The sequence below is a fragment of the Pseudomonas asiatica genome, assembly GCF_040214835.1.
Classification (GTDB): Bacteria; Pseudomonadota; Gammaproteobacteria; order Pseudomonadales; family Pseudomonadaceae; genus Aquipseudomonas; species Aquipseudomonas putida_Z.
The window spans coordinates 2,287,890-2,300,803 of sequence record NZ_CP157874.1 but is presented as its reverse complement, the minus strand read 5'-3'; the positions used below and the strand labels follow the sequence as shown (position 1 = coordinate 2,300,803).

Here is a 12,914-nt window from a genome sequence, read left to right as displayed (position 1 = left end):
CATCGTTCAGGTCAGCAGCGTCAACTGCGGGTGCGCTTGACCACTTTGCGAATCACATAGGGCAGCACCCCGCCATTGACCAGGTAGCGGATTTCCTGCTGCGAATCGATGCGGGCAATCAGCTCGGCCTCGTCGCGGCGGCCATCCTGGCGCTGCACCAGCAGGCGGATGCGGTTTTCGCCCACGCTCAGTTCGTCCAGGCCGACGAAGTCGAAATGCTCGCTGCCATCCAGTTGCAGGTCGTCCACGCTCTCGCCGCCCTTGAACAGCAGCGGTAGCACGCCCATGCCGATCAGGTTGCTGCGGTGAATCCGCTCGATGCTGCGTGCCACCACGGCGCGCACGCCCAGCAGGGCCTGGGCCTTGGCCGCCCAGTCACGGCTGGAGCCGGCGCCGTAGTTGATACCGGCGAACACCACCATTGGCGTACCGGCATAGCTCTGCGCCGCGTCGTACAGCGGCAGGCACTGACTGTGGTCGGCGTTCCAGGCCCAGGCACCAGGACCTGGCTGCTGCTCGCCGAGCAGGCGGTTACGCACCGACTTGTTGGTAAACGCGCCACGCAACATCACTTCGTGGTTGCTGCGGCGGGTGGAGTACTGGTTGAGGTCCTGCGGGTCCTCGCCGCGCGCCAGCAGCCACTCGCCAGCCTGGCTGTTGGCAGGGATCGCGCCAGCAGGGGAAATATGGTCGGTGGTCACGTTGTCGCCCAGCACCATCAACGGCCGCGCCCCCTGGATCGCCAGGCTGGCCTTGGGTTCGGCCTGGATATCGGCCAGATACTGCGGACGGCGCAGGTAGGTGGACCGCGCATCCCACGGGAACTGCACGCTGCCTTCGGCCGACAGCGCCTGCCAATGGTGGGTACCGTCCCAGACGGTGGCCAGGCGTTGCCGGAAGAATTCCGGCTTGACCACCCGGGCCGCCAGTGTGGCGACCTCCTCGTCGCTGGGCATAAGGTCGTGCAGGTACACCGGGTTGCCGGCGCTGTCATGTCCGAGCGCTTCGCGGGTCAGGTCGACCTCGACGGTACCGGCGATGGCGAAGGCCACGCAAAGGGCCGGCGAAGCCAGGTAACCTGCGGGCACCTTGGGGTTCACCCGGCCTTCGAAGTTGCGGTTGCCCGACAGCACCACCACGCCTTTCAGGCCCTGGTCGGCAAAGGCTTCCACGTGGGTTTCAAGCTTGCCGGAGTTGCCGATGCAGGTCATGCAGCCAAAGCCGGCCAGGTCAAAGCCCAAGGCAGAGAAGTCCTGCAGCAGGTCGGCCTCGGCCAGGTAGTCAGCCACCACCTGGGAGCCCGGCGACAGTGAAGTCTTGACCCAGGGCTTGCGCTGCAGCCCCAGGCGTCGGGCGTTACGCGCCAGCAGTCCAGCCTGGATCATCTGCGCCGGGTTGGCAGTGTTGGTGCAACTGGTGATCGCCGAGATCACCACGGCGCCGTGACTGATCGGCGTACCGAAGGATGGCTCGAAAAACTGCTCTGCCTTGGGGCCGGCAATCAGGTTGCCATTACCGAGCACCTGCTCCTGGAACGAGGCGCCCGAGCGCGACAGCGGCTGCCGCTGGTGCGGTTGGTACGGGCCGGCGACACTCGGCTCGATGGTGGCCAGGTCCAGTTCGATCAGTTCATCGAACTGAGGCTCTGGCTGGTCATCGCGCCGATGCAGGTCCTGGGCATGCATGTAGCTGGCGGCTTGCAGGCACAGCTCGGCTGAGCGGCCGGTGAGTCTCAGATAGTCCAGGGTCTGGTCGTCGAACGGGAAGAACACCACGGTGGCGCCATACTCCGGCGCCATGTTCGACACCGTACCGCGCGCCGCCCAACTGAGGGTGGTCAGGCCAGGGCCGGTGAACTCGACGAACTTGCCCACCACCGAACGCTGGCGCAGGATCTGCGCTACATGCAGCGACAGGTCGGTGGCGGTCACGCCCGGACGCAGGGCATTGGTGACGCGAAAACCGATCACCTGCGGGAAGTTGATCGGCACCGGCTCGCCAACCATCGCCGCCTGCCCTTCCAGGCCGCCGACTCCCCAGCCCAGCACGCCGATGGCGTTGATCATTGGTGTGTGGCTGTCGGTGGCGACCATATCGTCCGGGTGCAGCAGGCGCTGGCCGTCTTCCGTGCGGCTTTCCCATACCACCTTGGCCAAGGCTTCCATGTTCATCTGGTGGATGATGCCGGTGCCCGGCGGAATCACGCCAAAGTTGTCCAGGCTCTTCTGCGCCCACTTGATGAAGCGATAGCGCTCGCTGTTGCGGCGAAAATCGATGTCCAGGTTCTGTTCGACCGCTTCCGGCTCGGCAAAGCGCTCGACAATCACCGAGTGGTCGATGGTCAGCACCGCCGGGATCTGCGGGTTCATCGCCGCCGGGTCGCCACCCAGCTCGGCCACCACGTCACGCATGCCGGCGAAGTCGGCCAGCGCCGGCAGGCAGGTGGTGTCATGGAACATCAGGCGGTTGGGCTGGAACGGCACCTCGCAGTCCGGGCCCTGACCCAGGGCGCGAGCCAGCACCGGCTGCAACGCCTGCGGCGTGCAGCGGGCGACGTTCTCCAGCAGGATACGGATGGAAAACGGCAGGCGTTGCAGCTGGCTGGGGTTCAGCAGCTTCTTCAGGTCGACGTAGGTAAATTGCGCCTGGTCGATCTCCAGGGTGCTCATCAGGTCGCGGGCAGTCTCGGTCATGCTCGTATCGCTCGGTTTCTGGTCGTGTGCACAGGCCGTAATCGGCACTCGGCGTTGTGGATGAGCCGATGGTAAAAGCAGCCTGGGCGGATGAAAATTGATCAATTACCACAGCAGCGTTCGCCAATCGCGAACGCTCAACAATGGCCCTAATCCGCCAGTTTCAGGTGGTCGACAAAGGTCTTGAGGGTGGCCGAGGCGCCATCGAACTTGCGCAACGCCAGCAGCAGGGTGCGCTGCGCCCAAGGCTCGTCAAGGGTCACCGCCTTGATCTTGTGGCTGCGCAGGTACTGGTCGATGACACTGCGCGGCAGCACGGCGACACCGAGCCCGTTCGACACCATGCGGCACATGCAGTCAAAGCTGCTGATACGGATACGCAGCTTCAGTGCCTTGCCCAGCCGCTCGGCTTCACTGGTGAGCAAGGTGTGCACCGAGCTTTCCAGGTGCGGGCCGACCATCTCGTGCTCCAGCACCTCTTCGAAGCGCACCCGCTGACGGGTCGCCAGAGCATGCCCGACAGGTACGGCCAAGGTCAGTTCGTCGTGCCGGTAGGGGAAGGTTTCCAGGCCCTGAGCAGGAGTTTGCGCGGCGATGATGCCAAGGTCGGCGCGCCCGTCGGCAACTGCACGGACCACCGCCGAGCCTACCCGCTCTTCGATGTCGAACTTGATCGCCGGGTACAGCTGGGCAAAGCCGGCCAGGTCCTGCGGCAGGAACTGCGACAGCGCCGAGGTAATGGCATGGATACGGATATGGCCCTTGACCCCGCTGGCGTAGCCGCTCAGCTCGGTATCCAGTTGGGCCATGGTCTGCTTGAGCTGGCGGGCGTAGAACAGTAGCGACTGCCCCGCCGGGGTCAGCTCCACGCCGCGAGCATTGCGCACCAGCAGCGGCGAGCCGATCTGCGCCTCCAGCTCGGTGATGCGCTTGCTGATCGCCGACACCGCCACATGCTTGATGCGGCTGGTGCGGGTGAGATTGCGCTCCTGGGCCACGGTGATGAACAGGTCCAGGCTGGTAAGGTCGTAACGCACGGCAAAGTCCTGAAAGGCAGAAGCCGGAGCAGCCTGCGGCCACCCCGGTGTTGATCGGCGCGGGTCAGCCAGCGCTCCATGGGAACAGGCCAAAGCCCATGGCCACGAACATGATCAGCATGCACAGCGCGAACGCCCATTTCAGCGTGTACTTCTGGTGGTCACTGAACTCTACCCCAGCCAGGCCACACAGCAAGTAGGTCGAGGCCACTAGCGGGCTCAGCAGGTGGATGGGCTGGCCGACCAGCGAGGCACGGCCGATCTCGGCATGGGTGATGCCGTACACCTCGGCGGCCTTGGCCAGCACTGGCAGTACCCCGTAGTAGAAGGCGTCGTTGGACATGAAGAAGGTGCCGGGAATGCTTGCCAACGCCGTAATCGGTGCCATGTACGGCCCCCAGCTTGCCGGCAGCATGTCGAGGAAACTCTTGGACATGGCATCGACCATGCCGGTGCCCGAGAGGATGCCCGCGAGGATGCCGGCAGCGAGGAAGATGGCGATCTGGTTCAACGCCGTCGGCGCGTGGGCAGAAATGCGCCTGCGCTGGTCCTGCATGTGCGGGTAGTTGATCACCAGGGCGATCGAGAACGCCACCATGAACAGAATCGCCAGCGGCAGGATTTCCAGCACCAGGCCAGCCATCAGGGCGATGGTCAAGCCGGCATTCAGCCAGAACAGCTTGGGCCGGCGTAGTTCGGCGTTTTCTTCCGACAGCGACGGCGTAGCCTCGTTGTCGGTATCGTCGAACACCGTGGCGGCCGCGCCCAACGACTGCGGCAGGCGGCCCAGGCGCTGGCGTTCACGGGTACCGATGAACCAGGCCAGCAGCAGTACGCCGAGGAAGCTGATGATCAGGGTCGGGATCAACGGCAGGAACAGTTCGGCGGTTTCCACCTGCAGCGAGGCGGCGGCACGGGCCAGCGGCCCACCCCAGGGCAGCAGGTTGGTGACGCTGGCGGCAAGAATCACCACGCAGGTCAGCGCCAGCGGGTCCAGGCGCATGCGCTTGAACAGCGGCAACATGGCCGTGACAGTGATCATGTAGGTGGTCGAGCCGTCGCCGTCGAGCGACACCAGCCCCGCCAGCAGGGCGGCGAACACCACCGCTTTCATCGGGTCGCCGCCGATCAGCAGGATGAACTTCTTGATTATGGGGTCGAACAGGCCGGTGTCGAACATCACCCCGAAGTAGAGGATGGCGAACATCACCATGATCGCCGTGGGCGCGACCTTGCGCAGCCCCTCGATCATCATGTCGCCCATGTCCGGCCCGAAGCCTGCGAACAGCGCGAATAAAATCGGTACCGTAGTCATGGCCACCAGCGGCGACAGGCGCTTGGTCATGATCAGGGCCATGAAGGTCACGATCATGCCGTATCCAAGAATTGACAGCATTTGTATCACCTTGACTTGAAATACAATTGTTTTTATGAGTCAGCGCCGAAGAGACGCATCAAGGTAAAGCGGCAGGCAGCCGGCCTGCGCCGTCAACTCATGTGCAGGCCGCCATTGAGCGAGAAATCCGCCCCGTTTGCATAGCCCGATTCGTCAGATGCCAGCCAGGCACAAATGGCGGCGATTTCGTCCGGGGTACCCAGGCGGCGCGCGGGGATGTCCTGGATGATGCGGTCCATCACCGAGGCACTGGTGACCGAGCGCAGTTTGGCCGTGGTGATGAAGCCCGGCGATACGGTGTTCACCGTCACCCCGCGTGCGCCAACTTCGCGGGCCAGCGCGCGGGTGAAGCCGCGAATCGCCGATTTGGCGGTGGAATAGTTTACCTGGCCTACCTGGCCGATCTGGGCGTTGACCGAGGAAATATTGATTACCCGGCCCCAGCTACGGGCGACCATGTCGTCGATGACCTGGCGAGTGACGTTGAACAGGGAATTGAGGTTGGTATCGATGACCGTGCTCCAGTCACCGGGCTGCATGTCGCGGAACACCACGTTGATCGCGGTGCCGGCGTTGTTCACCAGTACATCCACCGGGCCGACTTCGCGCTTGATACGGGCAAAGGCCTCCTGGCACGAGTCCCAGTCGGCGACATTGCCTTCCGAGGCGATGAAGTCGAAGCCGTGCTGTTTCTGCTCGGCCAGCCAGGCGTCCTTGTGTGGCGATGCAGGGCCGCAGCCGACCACGACGGTGAAACCATCCCGGGCCAGGCGCTGGCAGATGGCAGTGCCAAGGCCGCCCATTCCCGCGGTGACGTAGGCGATACGTTTGCTCATGGGTGTACTCCGTATTGTTTTTGTGGGGAGCATTGCTGGCCACCGGTGGCGGCGGTTGCTGACTACTTAACGCGAAGCCTGATTGTTTTGCAAGCCAACACAGTACAATTTATTTCGCATGCCCGACGAAAACAAAAATGCATTTTTGAACTTAAATAGGCAGTAACTGAAGCCCGCATGGCCCAGTCGAGTGTCAAGCCTCCAGAAGCCTACGCAGCATCAGCACCGCACTATCTGGCGTAGTCAGCACCGGTCGCCCGCTGGCATAGCGCGCACCTTCCGCGGCCCGGGTCATGGAGAACTGGGCAAAGCACAGCACATCGCACGCCTCGATCTGCCCGGCCAGGTCGGCAATCAGGCGGTCATGCCGGGCTGCATCGCCCTGGTGCAGGGCTTCCAGCGCGTGCGGGCAAGCACCCGATACAATGCGAATCTGCACACCACGCGCGTCGGCCGCCTTGGCAAACTCCTCACTCATCGAACCGATGCTGGGCTCGAAGGTGGCAAGGATACCTATCGTGCGCGCCTGCCCCAGTGCCTCGTCGATCATCGCCTCATTAGGCTTGAGCACCGGGATATCCAACTCCCGGCGACTCGACTCGATGGCTTCGCCAAACGCCGAACAGGTAAACAGTACCGCATGCGCGCCAGCATCGCGGGCGTAGCGGGCCAGTTCGCAAAAGCGCCGTTTCAGGTCGTCGGTCAACTGCCCGGCGCTGCGCAGGTCGCGCGACAGCGAGTCTTCCAGCAGGTTGCACAGCTCGGCCTCGGGCCACAGCCGGGCAAAGGTTTCGTTGATCGGCGCAATGGCCACGGGCGTGGCGTGTATGAGAAAAATGCGTTTGGTGCTGGTCATGCGTTCTCCGGGGTGCAAACATTGTTGACGGCAAGCCAGGCTTGCCAGGGATGATGTTTCCGGCCGGGGGTTGCCCGGCTGTTTTTTGCGGCTCGCCGCCCGTTGCTCGAAGCGCCAGGACATGACCTCCAAGATAAAAACGGACCTCGCCGGCCAACTCGCACCGAAAATCCTCGACATGGCCCGAGCCCGCTCCATGCGCGCTGGCGACCCGCTGCGCGAAGAAGCCTTCGCCAAGGAACTGGGTGTATCGCGCTCGCCGGTGCGCCGCGGCTTTGCCTTGCTCGAAGACCTCGGCCTGGCAGTAAAGGAGCCGAACCGCGGCTACTTTCTCACCCGCGATGCCCGCGACATCGACGTACGCAAGTTGCCGCTGGACGTCGACACCTTCGAAGACTTCTACCTGCGCGTGGTCGACGATGTACTGGCCGGCGAGATCAGCACCTCGTTCTTCGAGGCCGAGTTGCTGCGCAAGTACGACGTACCACGCGGCCAGTTGCTCAAGGTGCTCAATCGCCTGGCCAACGAAGGCATGATCGAACGCAACCCGGGCCAGGGCTGGAGCATCAACAGCTTCCTGCATGACTCCGAAGCGCATATACAGAGCTACCGCTTCCGCATGGCTATCGAGCCGGCAGCGCTGCTGGAGCCCACCTACAAGGTCGACAGCGCTGCCTTCGCCAAGGCGCGGCGCATCCAGCAGGAACTGCTCGATGGCGATATCTTCACCCTGTCCCGCTCGCAACTGTTCCAGATCGGCTCGCAACTGCACGAACTGATCGTGCGCTGCTCGGGCAACACCTTCTTCCTTGAAGCGATCCGCCGGCAAAACCAGCTGCGCCGGTTCATGGCCTACCAGTCCAACGTCGACCGCCCTCGGCTGATCAGCCAGTGCAAGGAACACATCCAGCTGCTCGACCTGATTGAACAAGGCCGGCGCGAAGAGGCAGCGGCCTTTCTGCGCCAGCACCTCGACGTGGTCAGCCGCCTCAAGGCCGCCCGCGAAGCCCAGGAAGCCCGGGACTTGAAACAGGCGCTGGCGGTCGCCGACCTGGGTTAGGCGCACGGCGCGTCGAGCACAACCACACCATCATCGTCGCCATACAGCCAGTCACTGGCGGCGATGGTCTGCCCGGCGAACGTCACGCTCAGGCCCACCTGCCCTTCGTTGCGCTTGACCGACTTGCGCGGGGTCACGCCCAAGGCCTTGATCGCCAGAGGCAGCCCCTGCAGCACGGCCTTGTCGCGCACATGGCCGTACACCAGCACACCTGCCCAGCCGTTGCGCGCCAGGTCTTCGGCAATGTGGTCGCCGAACAGCGCGCAACGCTCGCTGCCACCACCATCTATCACCAATACCTTGCCCTGCCCTGGCTGAGTGCTCAGCTCCTTGACCCGTGAATTGTCCTCGAAGCACTTCACCGTCACCGCCCGCCCCTGGAAGTCGCGCTTGCCGCCCAAGTCGACGAATACCGGCGCCAGCACCCGCGCCCGCTCGCCCAGTTCGTCGCACAGGTCCGTGGTCTTGATCATGTTGCGCTCTCCTTTGTTCAGTAGCTCCGTAGCCGAAACAAATGTTGCATGAATTGGTTTTGCATGCAATAAAATGCAAAGTCGAGCGAATAACGCCAACCCAAGATGCACAACCAATGGCACCGAAAACCCGCTTGTCGGCTGGCCTTTAATGTATTTCGTAATCACGACGTACACTATCGAGCGACGTCGATGAAGCGCCTTGATCCTCAATAGAACGCCCGAATAAAAATGGTTAGGAGAGTGTGATGCGAATTCTGGTTCTTCCCTGCGACGGTATCGGCCCCGAGATCGTGGAGTCGTCGATGGCGGCACTGCACGCTGCCAACCGCAAGTTCGACCTGGGCCTGTCGTTCGATTACGACGACGTCGGCTTCGCCAGCCTGGAAAAGTACGGCACCACCCTGCGCGACGAAGTGCTGGAGAAGGCCAAGACCTACGACGGCATCATCCTCGGCACCCAGTCCCATGCCGACTACCCGGCCCCGGAGAAAGGCGGTCGCAACGTTTCGGCGGGCTTCCGCATCGGCCTGGACCTGTACGCCAACGTACGCCCGGCGCGTACCCGCAGCTTCCTGGAATCCAACATGAAGCCGGGCAAGCACATGGACCTGGTGATCATGCGCGAGGCCACCGAAGGCTTCTACCCGGACCGCAACATGAGCCGTGGCTGGGGTGAAGTGATGCCCTCGCCCGACATGGCCCTGTCAACCCGCAAGATCACCCGGCACTGCTGCGAGCGCATCACCCGCCGCGCCTTCGAACTGGCGATGAAGCGCAAGCGCAAGGTCACCGCGATCCACAAGGCCAACAGCTTCCACATGACCGACGGGTTATTCCTGGAATGCGTGCGCAACGTGGCCAAGGACTTCCCCGAAGTGCAACTGGACGACCTGCTGGTGGATGCTTCCACGGCCCACCTGGTGCGCAGCCCGGAGCGCTTCGATGTGCTGGTGGCGACCAACTTCTACGGCGACATCATCAGCGACCTGGCCAGCGAGCTGTCCGGTAGCCTGGGCCTGGCCGGTTCGATGATGGCCAGCGACATCCATTGCTGCGCCCAGGCCCAGCATGGTTCGGCGCCCGATATCGCCGGCCAGGACAAGGCCAACCCGGTGTCGATGATCTTGTCGGTGGCCATGCTGTTGCAGTGGATGGGCGAGCACCATGGCAAGCCGGCGCTGTTCGAAGCCGGCAAGGCCATGGAACAGGCCGTGGACGCTGTGCTGGAAGACCCGGCCAAGCGCACTGCCGACCTCGGTGGCCAACTGGGCTGCCGCGCCTTTGGCGAGGCCGTGGCCGAAGCCATCGCCGGTTGACCCAAGTTGGCGGCACGCCCGTGCGTGCCGCCAAGCGCCCTTCCCTACCCCCACACAGGCCTGTGTTCCGAGCCCTGCGCATTCGGTGCCGGGCTGGAGGAACTGGCCATGAGCCAACCGATTCTGGGCTGCATCGCAGACGACTTCACCGGCGGCACCGACCTCGCCAGCATGCTGGTGCGTGGCGGCATGCGCACCCTGCAAGTGATCGACGTACCCGTCGGACCGATCGACGCCGATGTCGATGCCATCGTCATCGCCCTGAAAACCCGCACGCTGCCCGCCGAACAGGCAGTCGAACAATCCCTGACGGCTCTGGCCTGGCTCAAGGCCACCGGTTGCCGGCAGTACTTCTTCAAATACTGCTCCACCTTCGACTCCACGGCGCAAGGCAACATCGGCCCGGTGGCCGATGCCTTGCTCGACGCACTGGACACGCCATTTGCCCTGGCCTGCCCGGCCTTCCCGGAAAACCAACGCACCCTGTTCAATGGCCACCTGTTCGTCGGCGACACGTTGCTGAACGAATCCGGCATGCGCCACCACCCGCTCACGCCGATGGCCGATTCCAACCTGGTGCGCGTGCTGCAACAGCAAACGCCGCGCAAAGTCGGCCTGGTCCGCCATGCCACTGTCAGCCAAGGTGCCGCAGCCGTGCGCCTGGCTTTGGCCGATGCCCAAGCGGGTGGCTTCGGATATGCCATCGTCGATGCCATCAGCAACGCCGATCTGACGGTCATTGGCGAAGCCGCCAGCGAACAACGGCTGATCACAGGTGGGTCGGGCGTTGCCCTGGGCCTGCCGGACAACTACAAGCGCGCCGGCCTGCTGGCCGATACCGCCTGTGCGGCAGACCTGCCCCCGGTCGATGGGCTGGCTGCCGTGCTATCTGGCAGTTGCTCGGTAGCCACCAATGGTCAGGTCGCGCATTGGCACGACAGCGGCAAACCCAGCTTCGCCATCGACCCGCTGCGCCTGGCCGAAGGCCATGACCTGGTGACTGAAGCGCTGGACTGGGCCCAGCCACTGCTGGCCCAAGGCCCTGTGCTGGTTTATGCCAGCGCACAGCCGGACGCGGTCAAGGCCGTGCAGGCCCGGCTGGGCGTTGAGGCCGCCGGGGAAATTGTCGAGCGCGCCCTGGCGCAGATCGCCCTCGGCCTGCAGGAACTGGGCGTGCGCACCTTCGTGGTCGCCGGTGGCGAAACCTCCGGAGCGGTGGTCAAGGCCCTGGGCGTCAAGGCGCTGCGCATCGGCCCATCGATAGCCCCTGGCGTGCCCTGGACCCTCGGACTGGGCCAGGTGCCCGTGGCGTTGGCATTGAAGTCGGGCAACTTCGGTGGCCCCGACTTCTTCACCCAGGCACTGGAGCTGGCACCATGAACGAAAGCAAGCAACGGGAAGAGATCGTGCTGCTGGGCAAGTCGATGTACGACCGCGGCCTGACCCACGGCGGCACCGGCAATATCAGCGTGCGCCTGGACGATGGCTGGCTGCTCACCCCCACCGGGTCCAGCCTGGGCCGGCTGGACCCGGCACGGCTGACCAAGCTCGACTGGGAGGGTCGCCATGTCAGCGGCGACAAGCCGTCCAAGGAGCTGATGCTGCACCTGGCCATGTACCAGGAGCGGCCCACCAGTGGCGCAGTGGTGCACCTGCACTCGACGCACTCGGTGGCGGTATCTGTGCTGGACGGGCTGGACCCGGACGACCTGCTGCCGGCCATCACCGCCTACTACGCCATGCGCGTCGGCAAGCTGCCGCTGGTGCCTTACTACGCACCTGGCGACCCGGCACTGGCCGAGGCGGTGCGGGCGTTTTCGGGCAAGCACCACGCCATGCTGCTGGCCCACCACGGGCCGGTGGTGGCGGGCAGCGACCTGAATGCGGCGGTGGATGCCACGGAAGAGCTGGAGGCAACTGCGCAGCTGTTTCTGCTGATTTTCCAGCACAAGTTCCGCACCTTGACGCCGGAGCAGGTGGCTGAGTTGCGGCGGCAGTATTCCGTCAAGTGACGCGTTGCGTCGGCGAATCATGGGGGCGCTTTGCGCCTCATCGCGACACAAGGCTGCTTCAGGGGACCCGCGTTTTCCCGCAGGAGCGACCTTGTGTCGTGATGGGCTGCAAAGCAGCCCCCCAACAAACACCAGGAGACCCCATGCTCAATACCTTGAAAACCTGGTGGGCCACCCCGCTGACAGGCACCGCCGGCGCACTACTCGCCAGCGCCGCCCACTGGCCCCTACCGTGGATCATCGGCTCGATGCTTGCCGTGATCATCATCCGCTGCAGCGGCTGGGCCATTGCCGAAATCCCCAACGGCCGCAAGTCCGGCCAATGGCTGATCGCAACCTCCATCGGCCTGCACTTCACTCAGCCGGTGGTGCACGAACTTGCGAGGCATTTCCTGCTGATGCTGGCCGCCGCCTTCGTCACCCTGCTGCTGGCTTTGGTTGGCATCGCTTTCATCCACCGCCGCGGCATGGACCTGACCACCGCCTACTTCGCCTTCATGCCGGCCAACTTCGCCGAGATGATCCAACTGGGTATGCGCTATCGGGCAAACGTCAGCCAGATCGCCGCAGCACACAGCATTCGCCTGGTGCTGATCGTGCTCAGCGTGCCACCGGCGATGCTCCTGCTGATGCACGCGGCCCCCGGCACCTCGCAGCCACGCTTGCCGGCCGACTGGCAGTGGCTGGGGCCGATGCTGGCCGGTGGGGTGCTGGTGGCTTTGTCATGGAAGCGTCTGGGGCTGCCGAACCCGTGGATGTTCGGGCCGATGACCTTGTGTGCGGCGCTGACGGCATGCTTCGATCTGCGCATGGCGCTACCGGTGGAGTTGAGCCATTACGGCCAGTTGATGATCGGTTGTGCGCTGGGCAGCTTTTTTGACCGCGGCTTCTTCCGACGCTCCCCCCTGTATCTGGGCAAGGTGGTGGCGTTCACCCTGGCGATGATTGGCTGCACCTTCCTGTTCGCCTGGGGCTTTGCCTGGTTGTCGGGTAGCCGGTTGTTGTCGCTGGCGTTGGGGATGATGCCGGGAAGTACCACCGAGATGTACCTGACGGCGGAGGCGTTGAACCTTGGGGCGGGAATGGTGACGGCGATGCAGATCATGCGGCTGGTGTTGGTGATGTTGTGTGCGGAACCGCTGTTGAAGGTGTGGTTGGGGCGACGGGCAGCGGTTGAGCCTTGAGAGTGCCGGGGCTGCTTCGCAGCCCTATCGCGACGCAAGGCCGCTCCC

11 protein-coding genes are annotated in these 12,914 nt (G+C 64.0%); 5 read left to right on the top strand and 6 right to left on the bottom strand.

The genetic code is table 11. The annotated features are described in order from the left end of the window. Positions 1-20 precede the first annotated feature (20 nt). The 5 genes from acnA to ABNP31_RS10330 all read right to left on the bottom strand — a co-directional run bounded on the left by acnA (position 21) and on the right by ABNP31_RS10330 (position 6,818). Complete coding sequence (acnA, locus tag ABNP31_RS10350; protein WP_075044850.1) at positions 21-2,693, bottom strand: aconitate hydratase AcnA; 2,673 nt, start codon at positions 2,691-2,693, stop codon at positions 21-23. A 149-nt stretch (positions 2,694-2,842) separates the two neighbouring features. Beyond that, on the bottom strand, positions 2,843-3,730 hold the full coding sequence (locus ABNP31_RS10345; protein ID WP_085663293.1) for a LysR substrate-binding domain-containing protein: 888 nt from the start codon (positions 3,728-3,730) through the stop codon (positions 2,843-2,845). Between the two features lie 64 nt (positions 3,731-3,794). Then, positions 3,795-5,126 carry a CitMHS family transporter gene (locus tag ABNP31_RS10340; RefSeq protein WP_085663292.1) on the bottom strand — a complete coding sequence of 444 codons (1,332 nt, stop codon included), beginning with the start codon at positions 5,124-5,126 and terminating at the stop codon, positions 3,795-3,797. A gap of 92 nt (positions 5,127-5,218) precedes the next feature. Further along, positions 5,219-5,962, bottom strand: a complete 744-nt coding sequence (gene phbB / locus ABNP31_RS10335; protein ID WP_085663291.1) for an acetoacetyl-CoA reductase — start codon at positions 5,960-5,962, stop codon at positions 5,219-5,221. Between the two features lie 193 nt (positions 5,963-6,155). Next, the gene (locus ABNP31_RS10330) at positions 6,156-6,818 is read right to left on the bottom strand and encodes an aspartate/glutamate racemase family protein (protein WP_075044846.1); all 663 of its coding nucleotides are present in this window, start codon (positions 6,816-6,818) and stop codon (positions 6,156-6,158) included. Between the two features lie 121 nt (positions 6,819-6,939). Between ABNP31_RS10330 and ABNP31_RS10325 the strand changes: the two genes are divergently transcribed. After that, the gene (locus ABNP31_RS10325) at positions 6,940-7,878 is read left to right on the top strand and encodes a GntR family transcriptional regulator (RefSeq protein ID WP_075044845.1); all 939 of its coding nucleotides are present in this window, start codon (positions 6,940-6,942) and stop codon (positions 7,876-7,878) included. On the opposite strand, the gene rraA is transcribed toward ABNP31_RS10325, so the two are convergent. Beyond that, positions 7,875-8,351, bottom strand: coding sequence for a ribonuclease E activity regulator RraA (gene rraA, locus ABNP31_RS10320; RefSeq protein WP_350013279.1), 477 nt, complete (start codon positions 8,349-8,351; stop codon positions 7,875-7,877). The genes ABNP31_RS10325 and rraA overlap by 4 nt on opposite strands. Before the next feature lie 248 nt (positions 8,352-8,599). Between rraA and ABNP31_RS10315 the strand changes: the two genes are divergently transcribed. From ABNP31_RS10315 to ABNP31_RS10300, 4 genes are all read left to right on the top strand, one after another. Beyond that, complete coding sequence (locus tag ABNP31_RS10315; protein WP_085663290.1) at positions 8,600-9,670, top strand: isocitrate/isopropylmalate dehydrogenase family protein; 1,071 nt, start codon at positions 8,600-8,602, stop codon at positions 9,668-9,670. A gap of 108 nt (positions 9,671-9,778) precedes the next feature. Further along, positions 9,779-11,050, top strand: coding sequence for a 3-oxo-tetronate kinase (gene otnK, locus ABNP31_RS10310; RefSeq protein WP_085663289.1), 1,272 nt, complete (start codon positions 9,779-9,781; stop codon positions 11,048-11,050). Then, positions 11,047-11,682: a 3-oxo-tetronate 4-phosphate decarboxylase gene (gene otnC, locus ABNP31_RS10305; protein WP_085663288.1), complete on the top strand. Its 636-nt coding sequence runs from the start codon at positions 11,047-11,049 to the stop codon at positions 11,680-11,682. Before otnK ends, otnC begins: the two co-directional genes overlap by 4 nt. Positions 11,683-11,825: 143 nt before the next feature. Then, the gene (locus ABNP31_RS10300) at positions 11,826-12,866 is read left to right on the top strand and encodes an AbrB family transcriptional regulator (RefSeq protein ID WP_085663287.1); all 1,041 of its coding nucleotides are present in this window, start codon (positions 11,826-11,828) and stop codon (positions 12,864-12,866) included. The last annotated feature ends 48 nt before the right edge of the window (positions 12,867-12,914 follow it).